Source organism: Nocardia sienata NBRC 100364, assembly GCF_001613205.1.
Classification (GTDB): Bacteria; Actinomycetota; Actinomycetes; order Mycobacteriales; family Mycobacteriaceae; genus Nocardia; species Nocardia sienata.
The window spans coordinates 243,056-257,444 of sequence record NZ_BDBX01000003.1; the positions used below are offsets into that span (position 1 = coordinate 243,056).

A 14,389-nucleotide genomic window follows, 5' to 3' on the forward strand; every position below is an offset into this window, starting at 1 on the left:
CCCGAGATCCGGCAGGGCGCCGCCACCTGCCCATGGGGAAGACGGGCGGTCGCCGGGCGTGGTCCGGCGGTGTTCCGGGGACGTTGGAGGATGATGGCCCCGTGGCTTCCGAACCGAATGCTCCCGATATGAAACCCCGCAGCCGCGATGTCACCGACGGGCTGGAGAAGACCGCGGCGCGCGGCATGCTGCGCGCGGTCGGTATGGGCGACGACGACTGGGATAAGGCCCAGATCGGCGTGGCCTCCTCATGGAACGAGATCACGCCGTGCAACTTGTCGCTCGACCGGCTCGCCGGCGGATGCAAGGACGGCGTATTCGCCGCCGGTGGCTTCCCGATGCAGTTCGGCACCATCTCGGTCTCCGACGGCATCTCCATGGGGCACGAGGGAATGCACTTCTCCCTCGTCTCACGCGAGGTGATCGCCGACAGCGTGGAAACCGTGATGCAGGCCGAACGGCTGGACGGGTCGGTGCTGCTCGCGGGTTGCGACAAATCCCTGCCCGGCATGCTGATGGCCGCGGCGCGGCTGAACCTGGCCAGCGTGTTCCTCTATGCCGGTTCCATCCTGCCCGGTATCGCGAAACTCTCCGACGGCAGCGAACGCGAGGTGACCATCATCGATGCCTTCGAGGCGGTGGGAGCCTGTTCGCGCGGCCTCATGAGCCGGGCGGATGTGGATGCGATCGAGCGGGCCATCTGCCCCGGTGAGGGCGCCTGCGGCGGAATGTATACCGCGAATACGATGGCGAGCGCGGCCGAAGCGCTGGGAATGTCGCTGCCTGGTAGCGCGGCGCCGCCGGCCACCGATCGCCGGCGCGACGGCTATGCCCGGCGAAGCGGACAGGCCGTGGTGGAACTGATTCGGCGCGGGATCACCACCTCCGACATCCTGACCCACGAGGCGTTCGAGAACGCCATCGCGGTGGTCATGGCCTTCGGCGGATCCACCAACGCCGTCCTGCATCTGCTGGCGATCGCACACGAGGCCGGGGTCGCGCTGAGCCTCGACGATTTCGCCCGGGTCGGCCGGCGTGTCCCGCACCTGGCCGATGTGAAACCCTTCGGCCGCCACGTGATGACCGATATCGACCGGGTGGGCGGTGTCCCGGTGCTGATGAAAGCGCTGCTGGACGCCGGACTCTTGCACGGCGACTGTCTCACCGTCACGGGCCGGACGGTGGCCGAGAACCTGGCCGATATCGCGCCGCCCGATCCGGACGGCAAGGTAGTGCGCGCGCTGTCGGCGCCCATCCATCCGACCGGTGGTATCACCATCCTGCACGGTTCGCTCGCGCCCGGTGGAGCAGTGGTCAAATCGGCCGGTTTCGAATCCGATGTCTTCGAGGGCACCGCCCGGGTTTTCGACCGGGAGCGGGCTGCGATGGACGCCTTGGAAGACGGCACCATCTCGGCAGGTGACGTGGTGGTCATCCGCTACGAGGGGCCCAAGGGCGGTCCCGGGATGCGGGAGATGCTGGCCATCACGGCGGCGATCAAAGGCGCCGGCCTCGGTAAGGATGTCCTGCTGCTGACCGATGGACGATTCTCCGGTGGTACCACCGGTCTGTGTGTCGGTCATGTGGCCCCGGAGGCGGTCGACGGCGGCCCGATCGCGTTCGTCTGTGACGGTGACCGTATCCGCCTCGACGTCGGCGCGGGGACCTTGGACCTGCTCGTGGATCCGGCGACGCTCACCGGCCGCGGTGAAGGTTGGGCGCCGTTGCCGCCCCGCTACACCCGCGGGGTGCTCGCCAAGTATTCGCGGCTGGTGGGCTCGGCCTCGAATGGGGCCGTATGCGATTGAGGCGGTAGGGGATTCGGCCGTGGACGGAGTTCGGGGGCGGGCCCACGGGTAGGCTCGTCGTGGACGCTCAGAGACACCACGAACCGGGGGTGACCATGACGACGAAGAGCGCCGACACAGTAGGCGGACTGATGTCCGCGCTCACCACACCGGCCGGCCAGGCCGATCCCTATCCGCTGTACCGGGAGCTTCGCGAACTCGGTCCCGCCGCCCACACTCCGGACGGGACACTCGTGGTGAGCGGTTACCGGCTCGCCGCCACTCTCGTGCGCGACCATCGGCTGCTGAAGCGGCCGGAACACGGACTCGCCGCCGCCGGGTTCGCCGACTGGCGCGAACATCCGGGGCTGCGCCTGATGTTCACCAGCATGCTGGTGCGCAATCCACCCGATCACACCCGGCTGCGAAGGCTGGTATCCGGCGCTTTCACCGCGCGGCGGGTGGCCGGGCTGCGCCGGGCGATCGCCCGCACCGTCGACCGGTTGCTCGGCGATCTGGCCGGTCCGGACCCGGTGGATTTCGTCGACGCGTTCGCGTTCCCGTTGCCGGTCACCGTGATCGGTGAGCTGCTCGGGGTGCCCGAAGCCGATCGGCTCCGGTTCCAGCCGCTGGTGCGGGACTGGGCGGGGGTGCTCGATCTACTGGACGCTCCGGGTGTCGCCAGAGCCGACGACGCGGCCGCCGAGATCAGCGACTATCTGCGCGAGCTGGCCGCGCGGCGGCGCCGGGAGCCGCGCGAGGACCTGCTGTCGGCCCTGGTCGTCCCGGCCGCCGACGGCGCGCGCCTGGACGACGACGAACTGATCACCATGGCGGCCCTGCTGTTCGCCGCGGGGTTCGAGACCACCACCGGGTTGCTCGCCAACGGTCTGGTCGCACTGCTTCAGAATCCCGGCCAGGCGACCCTGCTGCGGGAGAACCCCGAACTGGCCGGTCCGGCGACCGAGGAGCTGCTGCGCTACGACTCACCGGTACAGCTGCTCACCTCCCGCACCGCGCCGGAGGAACTCTCCGGCGGCGGTCACACCCTGCCCGCCGGACAGCGCGTCGTCCTGTTGCTGGGCGCGGCCAACCGTGATCCCGAGGTCTTCTCCGAACCGGACACACTGCGCTTGGACCGTGCGGGCGAACCGCCCCTGTCGTTCGGCGGCGGCGTGCACTACTGCCTGGGCGCGCCGCTGGCCCGGCTGGAGGCCCAGCTCGCCTTTCCTGCCCTGCTGCGCGCGTTTCCGGGGCTGAGGCAGGCAGGTCCGGCGGTGGCGCGCAAGGGGCTCGCGCTGCACGGCCTGACCGCCCTGCCCGTCATCGCCGGACCACGGACCCGCTGACCGGCGCCTCGCGCCGAACCGGTCGACTGCGCGGGCCGGTGCCTATTCGGACCGTTCGGGCCCGGCCGAACGGCCGACCGTGTGCAGATGCCCGAGGGCCTGCGCATAGGAATCGAACAGGCCGGTCTCGCAGTAGGGCACGCCGATATCCGCGCAGTATTTCGCGACGATCGGCTGGGCCCGCCGCAGGTTCGGCCGGGGCATGGACGGGAACAAATGGTGTTCGATCTGGTAGTTGAGGCCGCCGAAGGCGGTATCGATCACGATCCCGCCGCGGACGTTACGGGAGGTGAGAACCTGGCGGCGCAGGTAGTCGGTCGTATCGCCGGCCGGGAGTACCGCCATACCTTTGTGGTTGGGTGCGAACGTGGTTCCCATATAGAGCCCGAACAAGCCCTGCTGTACGGCGATGAAGCCGAGCGCGTGCAGGGGAGGCAGCACCAGGAAGACGACGGTCAGGTAGCCGACGGCGTGCGCGGCCAGCAGCGCGGCCTCCAGGCCGCGCCGGGGGATATCGCGCCGCACGATCGCCCGGACACTCGAGAAGTGCAGGCTGAGGCCTTCCAGGAGCAGCATCGGGAAGAAGAGCCAGCCCTGGTAGCGGAAGATCACCCGGCGCAGGCCGCGCCCGGCGCGCGCCCGGACACTCGAATGCGCCAGCACACCCATGATGTCCGGATCGGCGTCCTCGGTATTGGGATGCGCGTGGTGACGGTTGTGGTTGCTCGTCCACCAGCCGATGCTCACGCCGATGGCGAGATTGCCGAAGATCGCCCCCAGTAGGAAGTCCGCCCGCCTACTGCCGGCGATCTGCCGGTGTCCGGCGTCGTGACCGAGGAAGGCGAACTGAGCGAAGAGCGCGGCGAGGAAGGTCGCCGTGGCCAGCTGCCACCACGAGTCGCCGATCAGGACGAACGCGGTCCATCCGGCGGCCAGTGCCAGCAGTGCGGCTCCGCCCTTCCAGAGGTAGTACCGGGGGCGCCGGTCCAGCAGACCCGCATCGCGCACCTGCCGCAGCAGCACCGCGTAGTCGCTGTGGCGCGCGGGGCGGGCCGGGGCCTCGGGAGGTGCGGAGACCTCGATCCGGTCGACAGGAACAACATGTGTGGCGGCGTTTGCCGTCATTTCCTCACCGATCTGTGCACGGGTGTCGCTTCACCGGTCGACGGACCGGCATCATGCGGGCCTGTCGTCCTTGCCGACTTTCGCGTTCACCCTACCTGCGTCGCGGGCGCCTGGTTGCCCGGCCGGGGTAATCGGGCGAGCGTGCTCGCGGCCGTAGTGGAGGTGAGCTCGCCGGAGCGATTCCGTAGTCGGTGGGCTGATATCCCGATGGGCCGCGGTCCGCCGGAATCCACGACGGCACATGTGCCATCGGAGATGTTCACCGAAATCTGTCGCTGGGTAATCCATCCGAGGTGGCGCCACTATCCGGGGAGGTATCGTGCTGCTCCTATTGGCTACTTCGGCCGTCTTTGCCGGCTTCGTACCGACCGGCCTCATCGGATTCGGGGTGGGCGTCTGGTTCTTCGCGATCGGTGTGGTGCCGGCCGTCACGGCGACGGTGCGTCGGTCCCGGCGGAGCCGGGCTCCGCTGTCCGCCTCGCGCCGGCGCGGTGCCACCGGCACTGCCGCGTCGGCCGGGTGGGTCCTCGGAAGCGGGGGTGACGGCGACAGCGGCGGTTGCGGTGGGGGTGGTGGCTGTGGAGGTGGTGGTGGGGGCTGATCAGGGTCGGTTTCGACTCCGGCTCCGAAAAACTAGAACCTGTTCTTGCTAAGCGGGCTCGATTGCCCGATGCTGGGGCGATGGAAATCGGGATCGCACTACCCACCATGTGCCGCGGGTACGACCGGGCCGCCACCGTCGACTGGTGCCGGCTCGCCGAGCAGGGCCCCGTCGCCAGTATCTCGTGCGGCGAGCGGATGACCTTCCACAATCAGGAGATGTGGACGACCCTCGCCGCGGCCGCCGCGGTCACCGAACGGGTGCGGATCTTCGCGAATCTGTCGGTGCTGCCGGCCCATCCGGTGCCGCTGGTCGCCAAACAGGCCGCGACGATCGATGTACTGTCCGCGGGACGCTTCGCCCTCGGCGTGGGCGTCGGGGGCCGCGGTGACGATTACCGGAGTCTCGCTTCGGGATTCGAGCGTCGCCACGATCGGCTGGATCGCGCGGTCGCGGAGTTGCGGGCGCTGTGGGCCGGGGAGCCGGCGGTCGCCGGAGGTGATCCGGTCGGGCCGCCGTGTGTGCAGCCCGGCGGCCCGCCCGTGCTCGCCGGCGCCCTCGGCCCGAAATCGCTCGCGCGCGCTGCGCGGTGGGCCGACGGGGTCGTGGCGTTCAGCGTAGGCGGGGTGCCCGCCGAGATCCGATGGTCCGCCGAGGCCGCGCGCCGCGCCTGGGCCGAGGCGGGCCGGGACGCGCCGCGCCTGGTGAGCGGGTGCTTCTACGCGCTCGGCGTGCCCGAACCCGACCAGGTTCTGCGCGATTTCACCGCGGAGTACCTGGGCTTCCTGGGCGGCGAGGCGGCCGCGGGAGCGGCTTCGGCGATGAAGACCTACGACACCGCGGCACTGCACCGCACGCTGGACGCCGCCGAGGAAGCCGGACTGGACGAGTTCATCCTGGTTCCCAGCGCGGTGGCGCTCACCGTCCTGGAGGAGACGCTGGAACTCATCGCGTCCCGCTGAGGCGCGGGGCGATCAGCCCTCGGGATAGAAAACGAACAGCACACAACCTGTCACGGTCTGCGGTATGTGCCAGGACCCGGCCGGTGCGTGGATGAACGAGCCGGCCGGATAGTCGCGCACACCGTCGTTGAAGGTGCCCGACACCACGAACACCTCTTCCGGGCCGGGCCGATGTACATCCACGCCCTCCCACCGGCTGCCGGGCGCCATCTCGAGAACATGAGCGCCGACGCCGTCCGGGCCGGACCACAGCGAGCGCAGGCGGATACCGGGGAACAGCTCCCGGACGGGCGCGTCGACCAGGGTCGACCAGGTGTAACCGGGCATGGTCGGACCGTTTTCGGGAAGCGGTAGGAGGGTCATACGGTCAGCATGCCGAGCCGGTGGCGCGGGTACCAGTGTCAAGAAAGTCATCCTCGGGTACTTTTCTGTCATGACCGGTCAGTGGTCCGGCCCGCCCGGCCGGCATCGCGTCGCCGCGCTGGTGACACCGCCGCAGGCGCCGTTCGAACTCGGTTGCGTGGCCGAAGTCTTCGGTACGCCGCGCGAGGGGCTCCCCGGCCGCTACGACTTCCTGGTCTGTACCGAGCATCCGGGCGAGGTCGCGACCACCGCCGGGTACACGATGCGGGTGGCGGCGGGCCTCGAGGCTCTGGAAACCGCGGATACGATCGTGATCCCCGGCTGGTTGCCGTTCACCGCGGAGGTGTCCTCCGCGATGCTGGCGGCATTGCGTGCGGCCGCCGCGCGGGGAGCCCGCCTCGTCTCCATTTGCACCGGCGCGTTCGCCTTGGCGCAGACGGGCCTGCTCGACGGACGGGCCGCGACGACCCATTGGGCGCGCACCGACGAACTGCGGGTCCGCTTCCCCCGGGTCCAGGTGGAGCCCGGTGTGCTGTATGTGGACCACGGGGACATCGCCACCAGCGCGGGCGCGGGCGCCGGTATCGATTTGTGCCTGCACCTGGTACGAAGCGATCACGGTGCGTCCTATGCGTCCGAACTCGCCCGGCACATGGTCATGCCGCCGCACCGCGAAGGCGGGCAGGCCCAATTCGTGCCGGCGCCACTCGCCGCGCACACCACCGGTGAGTCCGTGGCCGCTCTGCTGCACTGGAGCATCGCCCACCTCGATCGGTCCATCACACTGTCCGATCTGGCCGTCCGGGCGGGAGTCTCGCAGCGGACCCTGGCCCGCCGATTCGCAGAACAACTCGGGACCAGCCCCGGGCGCTGGCTGCTGACCCAGCGGGTCACCGCGGCGCGCCGGCTGCTCGAGGAAACCGATCTGCCTGTCGAGGCGATCGCCGCGCGGGTCGGCCTGGCGTCTGCCACCAATCTGCGGCGCCGGTTCCACACGCTGGTCGGCACCACCCCGGCGGCCTACCGGCGCGCTTTCCGCGGCTGACGCGCCGCGCGGCGGGCCGACCGGCCGCTCCCACCGGCGGGAGGGCGGATCGGGCCGGCGGCTGGGTTAGGCTCGAGCGCGCGCCCGGCAGGGCAGTACGCGCGAAACACCCCTGTTCCGGATCCACCGCAGGGAGCCGGGTTTCACGGCTCGGTCGTCTGCCGCCGAGGGAAAGCGAAGCAGGTATGTCCAGCCAACGTCCGGTGCGGTCGAGATACCTCGTATTCGTCCTCGCGACGGTATTCCTGGCCAATGCGGCCGCTCTGGCCGGCGGGGTGCGTGCCGCGGCATCGGAGTTGGATACCGCCTGCGGAACACCGCTGTCGGTTTCGGAAGTCGCCGAGATCGTCGAACTGTCCGATACCTCCGTCTCGTACGACGAGAATTCCGGTTCGTCGCTGGACCGGCTCGAACAGGCGGTCGAACGGCATCGGCGGATCGCCGAGATCCTGGTGGCACACCGGGATCGGCGCGGACTGCTCGCCCTGGGGCTCGACGCGGTCGAACAGGCCGCGGTGATGCCGCTGCAACGCGATCCGGGCGTGTTCGACGACCCGGAGTGGGCGCATCGCATCAGTCTCGATCTGCTGCTGCGGTTCCTGCGCAATGTGCACGCCGAGTTCACCGGCGCACCCGCCGAACCCCAGTGGAACCACTATTTCCGGCTCGCCCACCGCTGCGAGTTGTCGCCGACCCGAGTCGCGATGGCGGGCTACAACGCCCACCTCACCCGCGACCTGTCCGAGGCCGTGGCCGCCACCCGTGCCACTCCGGCCGACGCGCCCGATCACTTCCGGATCGTCGACGCGATCGCCGGTCATGGATCGCTCATCGTCGATCTCACCCGAGAGCTCTACGGCGGCGATCTCGGCCCACTGTGGCGGTTCTACTTCCTGGGGGAGGGGCTCGATGCCGTACTCGGAGCAGGGGTGGCCACCGGCCCGCTGCTGCGACTGGCCGATCTGGGCGCCAATGTGGTGATTTTCGGCAACGGTCTGGCGCTGCAGGATCCGGCGGCCGCACCCGCGGTGCGCGCGGAGATGGATGTGTTGTGGCGCAGCGCCGACTCGGCCTTCGAGGTGCTCGCCGCGAACGGCGCCTTGTGAACGGCGTGCCGCGCACACCATCCGATGTGCGCGACACCGAACACGGCCGCACCAGCGGGGAACTCGGTCAGGCGCCGACTTCTTCGAGCCGTCCGGTGGCTACGTCGAAGACGAAGCCGCGCAGCGACGAGGTCTTGGTGATGAACGGGCTGGTTTCGATTCGCCGGAGCGACTGCCGCACATCTTCGGCCAGATCGGAGAATGCCTCGGCCGACCAGGAAGGTTTGATGCCGGTCTCGTCCTGGATGCTGCGCTTGAAATCGTCATCGGTGAAGGTGAGCATGCCGCAATCGGTGTGGTGGATCAGGATGATCTCGGTAGTGCCCAGCAGCCGCTGGCTGATCGCCAGCGAGCGGATCTCGTCATCGGTCACGACTCCGCCCGCATTGCGGATGACATGGGCCTCGCCTTCCCGGAGGCCGAGGATCCGGTAGATGTCCAGCCGGGCGTCCATGCAGGCGACCACCGCGACGTGCTTGCTGGGCGGCAGGGGGAGCGGACCGCTGAACTGTTCGGCGTAGCGCAAGTTGTTGGCCAGGTAGTCATCGGTCACCGTCATGGGTACCGACCTCCGTTCGTCGACGTCTCGATATGCGAATGTCCGCATTCACATTCCCAAGCTGTCGCTCGCGATCACGACCGATAGAACCGGGCAGAATTCAACCCTGGCGTGTCGCGAACCGTCCGCGTCGCGCCGAGCGCGGCGAGCCCCACAGTACGGGGCTGCCGGCGCCCGGTCCGGCCACCGTGCCGCGTGCGTGCTGGGACGGGTTGCGCGGTGAGCCCCGACGCGTATCGGCGTGCCGGTGGCCACCCGGCGCCACGCCCGACCTCGCGGCACTGTGGCCTCCGAGATCGTACTCGGCGCTGCGCCGGGTCCGCGCGAACGCCGGTCAGCCGCCCGCCGAGGGTTCGGCGCCGCTCAACGGTTCGATCCGGAACACCGGGCAGTGCGGTGCCGCGGCGGCGAAAGCCTCGGGGTCGGCGGATTCGACGGCGCCGGCGGTGATCATGAAGCGCACTCCGTGCGGCACCTCGCGCGGGAAAGCGCGCAAGATGGGCTCGCGCTCGGACACCGGCAGTTCCACCAGCGAAACCCGTCGTCTGCGCCGTCCCTTGGCCAGTACGCCCCAGCCGGCGGCTCGCGCGTTGCGGACCCAATCGGCGTCGTCGAATCCGCCCACCACGTACATCGCGCCGTCGACGGTCAGCGGCGAGACCGGAGTGGTCCGCAGTGCCCCGGTCCGGCGCCCGGGCACCGAGAGCACGCGCATGGTGCCCACCGCGACGCCCATGCGCTGGAGGGTCACGATCACGCGATTGAGGGGTTTGAGGCGTCGCCGCAGGCGGTCGTTGTTCACAGTTGCTCCTTGTTGTCGTCGCGGCCGGCTCCTGTGTCCGGCCACGGCATACCGCGGTCGATCTCGCTCGCGGTACGTTCCAGCCAATTGATTTCGGCCTCGCGCAGATGTCCGAGGTAGTCGGATTCCAAGAGGACTGCCCGCGGGAGGTCTGCGGACTGTTCCGCTGTCCGACTGGTGTCGGCCGCCTGCTCGCGCAGCCGGGCAGCCCGGCGGCGCAGGAGCCGGGCGGCGACCGGCGGCGCGAGCGCGGGGAGATGTGCCAGCGCGGCGACGAAACGGGGGTATTCGTTCACCGGCTCGGCGAGGAACCGCTCCAGCAGAGCGTCCAGCAGTTCGCGGCCGGATTCGGTGATCCGGTAGACGGTGCGTTCCGGCCGGGCTCCGGCGCGCGCTGTACCGGTGCGGCACACCACTCCTGCCTTCTCGAGGCGGCCGATCGCGTCGTAGAGGGATCCGCCACGCAGTTTCACCACTTCGGCGACCTGCCTCTCGCGGAGGGTGGTCTTCATCTCGTAGGGATGCCGGGGCCGTTCGGCGAGCAGGGTGAGTACGGCCAGCGTCAGCGGTGTTTCCACGGCACGGAGTTCCCGGGTCACTGTCACCTCTTGGTCGAGTTAGGTTAGTCGAATTCGACTATTTGACTGTACTGGTCGTGACCGCTGTGAACAAGCCGCAAGCACTGCTTGCCCGAAATGCCGGAATGTGTAGTCGCTATGCCCGGATATGGGCGCACCGAGCCCGCCCGTTCACGGGGGTGGACAGCCATCCGTTACGATCAGGACTGCCTCTCGGTCCAGCAACCGGCCGCTGAGTCTGCGAGCGTGCGTTGTGTCGCCCTCGTGTCCTGTGTGATCGAAGGCTGGGGTGTCGATGCCTGCTGGCGAATTCGGCGGTGACCTTGCGCGGTGATATTGCCGGGGCGGATCTCGGTCCGGCCGACAATGCGGGCTGGTTCGAGCGGGAACCTTTCGTGCTGTTGGTGGAAGACGATCCCGGGGACGCCCTGCTGGTCGAGGAGTTGGTAGCCGACGCCGAACGCGGGATGCGCCTGGAGTGGGTGCGCACACTGTCGGAGGCGGCTGCTCGCCTCAGCGTCGAGGTGCCTGATTGCGTCCTGCTCGACCTGCGGCTGCCCGACGCCCAGGGGCTGGAAGCGGTGGCCCGGATCCGCGCAAGCAACGAGCGCGTCGCCGTGGTGGTGATGACCGGGCTCGACGAGGAGGGTACGGGGCTGGCGGCCCTGGCCTCCGGAGCGCAGGACTATCTGGTCAAGGGCCGGGTCGAGCCGGAGTTGTTCGCTCGCGCGGTGCGCTACGCCATTCAACGCAAACAGGCCGAACGCACCAGCGCGGCCCTCCAGGCCAGTCAGATGCGGGCGCAGGAGAACGCCCGCCTCGAACGGGGTCTGTTGCCGACACCGCTGCTCGGTGCCGACCGCGCGGTGGACGTGGTGGCGCGGTATCGCCCGGGCCGGGCCCATTCGCTGCTCGGCGGGGATTTCTACGATGTCGTCCAGGATCCCGACGGCGTCGTGCACGTCATCATCGGCGACGTCTCCGGCCACGGACCCGACGCCGCGGCGACCGGTGTCGCGCTGCGCCTGGCCTGGCGCACCCTGGTCCTCTCCGGCGTGACCGGTTCGCGGCAGTTACGGTTGCTCGAGCAGGTACTGCTGGCCGAGCGGACCGACCGGCAGACCTTCGCCACTGCCACCGGACTCGTGCTCGATCCGTCGACGCGACGGGTCGTGGTGCGGCGCGCCGGGCATCCGGGCATGCTGCACCACGGCGACGGGGGACTGAGCTGGCTCGAGGTGCCAGGCGGCGCAGCGCTCGGCTTCATGCCCGGCCGGGCCGAATGGCCGGCCGCGGAGATCGAGCTCCCCGCTGGGGCCGGTCTCATGCTGTTCACCGACGGTTTGTTCGAGGGCCGGGTGGGCCGTAACGGCGACCGGCTCGGGGAAGCCGGTTTGCTGGAGATCGCCAGGACCGTCCCCGTGGTCCGTCCCGAGGCGTTCGTGGACGAGCTGATCGTGCGGGTCGAGGAACTGGCCGGGGCGGGCGGTCTCGACGACGACCTGGCCATCATTCATGTGTGCTGGAACGACGGGCGAAAGGGTGAACTCCGGTGACGAACGCCGACTCCCGAGTGGTGGGCCGGCTGACCGCGCAGGCGTGGTTCCAGCTGGTCTTCGCATTGATGATCCTGGTGGTACTGATCGGCGCGGTCGCGGGTGCCCAGGTGATCGCCAACACCAACAAGGTCACCGACCGGCTGGCTCGGCAGACCCTGCCCGCCTCCGCGGAGGCATACCGGCTGCAGAGTGCGCTGGTCAACCAGGAAACCGGTCTGCGCGGTTATGCGATCGCCGCCGACCCCCAGTTCCTCGAGCCCTATATCGAGGGCTCGCGGGAGCAGGCCCGGGCGGCGGTGCGGCTGCGTGAACTGCTGTCCGACCGGCCCGACCTGATCGCCGACCTCGACGCGATCGAACGCGGAGTGCAGCAGTGGCGCACCGAATACGCCGGTCCACTCGCGGCCACCACCTCACCGGAGCAGGCGCGAGCGCTGACCACGACGACAGCGGTGCGCGCCAAGGGCATCTTCGATCAGTTGCGCGTCGCGTTCACGGTGCAGAACAACGGGCTGGCCGCCGCGGTCGCCGCGGACAACCGGGCGCTGGAACACGCCCGCACCGTTCGCGATGTGGTGCTGACCGGCATGGTGGTCGCCTTCCTGTTGACCGGTGCCGTGCTGACCGTGCTGTTGCGCAGGCTGGTGGTGCGCCCGCTGGCCGGACTCACCGAAGCCTCCCTGCGGGTGGCCGACGGCGAGTTCGACCATCACATCGACAGTCGTGGCCCGGCCGATATCGTGCAGGTGGCCGCGGCCGTGGAGGATATGCGCACCCGGATCGTCGCCGAACTGGGTTCCACACAGTCACAGAGCGCCCTGCTGCGGCAGCAGAAGGCAGAGCTGGATCTGCAGGCCGACGAACTGCGCCGGTCCAACGCCGAACTGGAGCAGTTCGCCTACGTCGCCTCCCACGATCTGCAGGAGCCGCTGCGCAAGGTCGCCTCGTTCTGCCAGCTGCTGGAGAAACGCTACGGTTCCCAGCTCGACGAGCGTGGTAAGCAATACATCGACTTCGCCGTCGACGGCGCCAAACGGATGCAGGTGCTCATCAACGATCTGCTCACCTTTTCCCGGGTGGGCCGGGTCAGCGAGGGCGCGCAGCCGGTGCGGCTCGGTGAACCGCTGGACAAGGCGCTGACCAATCTGTCGGGCTCTCTCGAGGAGGCCGACGCCGTGGTGGAGCGGCCGGACGAGCTCCCCGAGGTCATGGGCGAGCCGACCCTACTGACCATGCTGTGGCAGAACCTCATCAGCAATGCGGTCAAATTCCGGCGGCCCGACCACGCGCCGGTCGTCTGCATCGAAACCGGACCCTACGCCGGCGATCCGGCCCTGCGGCTGTTCTCGGTCACCGACAACGGCATCGGCGTCGCACCCGAATTCGCGGAGAAGGTGTTCGTCATCTTCCAGCGGTTGCACGCCCGCGACGAATACAGCGGCACCGGTATCGGCCTGGCGGTCTGCAAGAAAATCGTCGAATTCCACGGTGGAACCATCTGGCTCGACACCGAGAACACGGTGGGAACCCGCATCTGCTTCACCCTCCGTACCGTCGAGGCCGAGCCCGGCGCCGCGGATCCGGCAGCGCCCGCTGCCGCGACGGAACCCGTACCCGAAGGAGAAACCGTATGACCTCACCCGGCCAGCCGATCGATATCCTCCTCGTCGAGGACGATCCGGGCGACGAGTTGATGACCAGGGAGGCCTTCGAGGACAACAAGATCGGGAACACGCTGCATGTGGCCCACGACGGGCAGGAGGCGCTGGACTTCCTGTACCGCGCCGCCCCTTATGCCGACGCCCCTCGCCCCGATCTCATCCTGCTCGACCTGAACCTGCCGAAATACGACGGCCGGCAGGTACTGGAGAAAATCAAGGCCGATCCCGACCTGTCGCATATCCCGGTCGTCGTCTTGACCACCTCCGCTGCCGAAGAGGACATTCTGCGCAGCTACAAACTGCACGCCAACGCCTACGTCACCAAACCGGTCGATCTCGACCAATTCGTGGCGGCGATCAAGCAGATCGACGACTTCTTCGTCCAGGTGGTCCGGCTGCCCCGCGGACGCTAGCCGCGCGGCAGCCGGATCCGGCTCAGGACGCCGTGGGGTTCGCGCCCGCGGCGAGCGCGTCCGCCAGCGATTCGTGCACCGACAGCAACTTGTCGAGCCCGGTGAGCTCGACAGGACGGCGAACGGCGTCGGAGACGACCACGCGCAGTCCGGCGCCGGGCTCGGCCGCCTCGGAGATCACGAGCAATACGCTCAAACCGGCCGACCCGAGAAAACCGACCTCCGACATGTCCACGACCAGCGGGTCCCCGCCGCGCTGGGCGTCTTCGAGAGCGGCCTGCAACTGAGGCGCCGAAGCCATATCGACCTCACCCTGCACCGTGACGATCGCGGTTCCGTTCTCCGCCCGCACCGCTACATCGAGCAGGCGGGGCGAGCTGTCGCCGCTCATCGCTGCTCCTCCGGCTCGCAATTCGTCACTTTTCCACCTCTGCAGTATCGAGGCCCCGCCGCGCGGAACGCGACCGGGGCCGGCACAG

14 protein-coding genes are annotated in these 14,389 nt (G+C 69.1%); 8 read left to right on the forward strand and 6 right to left on the reverse strand.

The annotated features are described in order from the left end of the window. The first annotated feature begins 128 nt into the window (after positions 1-128). Complete coding sequence (ilvD, locus tag NS4_RS02180) at positions 129-1,808, forward strand: dihydroxy-acid dehydratase (RefSeq protein WP_063057743.1); 1,680 nt, start codon at positions 129-131, stop codon at positions 1,806-1,808. Positions 1,809-1,903: 95 nt separating this feature from the next. Beyond that, positions 1,904-3,136: a cytochrome P450 gene (locus NS4_RS02185; RefSeq protein ID WP_063057921.1), complete on the forward strand. Its 1,233-nt coding sequence runs from the start codon at positions 1,904-1,906 to the stop codon at positions 3,134-3,136. A 42-nt stretch (positions 3,137-3,178) separates the two neighbouring features. Here the strand turns inward: NS4_RS02185 and NS4_RS02190 are convergent, their stop codons facing one another. After that, positions 3,179-4,261, reverse strand: coding sequence for a fatty acid desaturase family protein (locus tag NS4_RS02190; protein WP_084486541.1), 1,083 nt, complete (start codon positions 4,259-4,261; stop codon positions 3,179-3,181). Positions 4,262-4,942: 681 nt separating this feature from the next. Here NS4_RS02190 and NS4_RS02195 point away from each other — a divergent pair. Then, complete coding sequence (locus NS4_RS02195; protein WP_063057744.1) at positions 4,943-5,824, forward strand: LLM class flavin-dependent oxidoreductase; 882 nt, start codon at positions 4,943-4,945, stop codon at positions 5,822-5,824. Between the two features lie 12 nt (positions 5,825-5,836). Here NS4_RS02195 and NS4_RS02200 read toward each other — a convergent pair whose 3' ends face one another. Then, positions 5,837-6,187 (reverse strand): cupin domain-containing protein, encoded by a 351-nt coding sequence (locus NS4_RS02200; protein WP_218020281.1) that lies wholly within the window; start codon positions 6,185-6,187, stop codon positions 5,837-5,839. Positions 6,188-6,257: 70 nt separating this feature from the next. Here NS4_RS02200 and NS4_RS02205 point away from each other — a divergent pair, with 70 nt between their 5' ends. Together NS4_RS02205 and NS4_RS02210 are read left to right on the forward strand one after the other, a co-directional pair. After that, the gene (locus tag NS4_RS02205; protein WP_063057745.1) at positions 6,258-7,232 is read left to right on the forward strand and encodes a GlxA family transcriptional regulator; all 975 of its coding nucleotides are present in this window, start codon (positions 6,258-6,260) and stop codon (positions 7,230-7,232) included. 185 nt (positions 7,233-7,417) lie between these two features. Beyond that, entirely contained in the window at positions 7,418-8,338 is a 921-nt protein-coding gene (locus tag NS4_RS02210) for a DUF5995 family protein (protein WP_063057746.1), read from the forward strand. Positions 8,339-8,405: 67 nt separating this feature from the next. Here the strand turns inward: NS4_RS02210 and NS4_RS02215 are convergent, their stop codons facing one another. The 3 genes from NS4_RS02215 to NS4_RS02225 all read right to left on the reverse strand — a co-directional run bounded on the left by NS4_RS02215 (position 8,406) and on the right by NS4_RS02225 (position 10,298). Beyond that, on the reverse strand, positions 8,406-8,897 hold the full coding sequence (locus NS4_RS02215; protein WP_063057747.1) for a beta-class carbonic anhydrase: 492 nt from the start codon (positions 8,895-8,897) through the stop codon (positions 8,406-8,408). Positions 8,898-9,231: 334 nt separating this feature from the next. Then, a complete protein-coding gene (locus NS4_RS02220; RefSeq protein ID WP_063057748.1) occupies positions 9,232-9,699 on the reverse strand; it encodes a nitroreductase/quinone reductase family protein in 468 nt (155 codons plus the stop codon). Beyond that, a complete protein-coding gene (locus NS4_RS02225; protein WP_063057749.1) occupies positions 9,696-10,298 on the reverse strand; it encodes a PadR family transcriptional regulator in 603 nt (200 codons plus the stop codon). The genes NS4_RS02220 and NS4_RS02225 overlap by 4 nt, the downstream gene beginning before the upstream one ends. 296 nt (positions 10,299-10,594) lie before the next feature. Between NS4_RS02225 and NS4_RS02230 the strand changes: the two genes are divergently transcribed. From NS4_RS02230 to NS4_RS02240, 3 genes are all read left to right on the forward strand, one after another. Further along, entirely contained in the window at positions 10,595-11,833 is a 1,239-nt protein-coding gene (locus NS4_RS02230; protein ID WP_084486544.1) for a PP2C family protein-serine/threonine phosphatase, read from the forward strand. 68 nt (positions 11,834-11,901) lie between these two features. After that, positions 11,902-13,470, forward strand: a complete 1,569-nt coding sequence (locus tag NS4_RS02235; protein WP_063057925.1) for a sensor histidine kinase — start codon at positions 11,902-11,904, stop codon at positions 13,468-13,470. Then, positions 13,467-13,910 carry a response regulator gene (locus NS4_RS02240; RefSeq protein ID WP_063057750.1) on the forward strand — a complete coding sequence of 148 codons (444 nt, stop codon included), beginning with the start codon at positions 13,467-13,469 and terminating at the stop codon, positions 13,908-13,910. The genes NS4_RS02235 and NS4_RS02240 overlap by 4 nt, the downstream gene beginning before the upstream one ends. Before the next feature lie 22 nt (positions 13,911-13,932). On the opposite strand, the gene NS4_RS02245 is transcribed toward NS4_RS02240, so the two are convergent. Then, a complete protein-coding gene (locus NS4_RS02245; RefSeq protein ID WP_063057751.1) occupies positions 13,933-14,301 on the reverse strand; it encodes an STAS domain-containing protein in 369 nt (122 codons plus the stop codon). Positions 14,302-14,389: the final 88 nt, after the last annotated feature.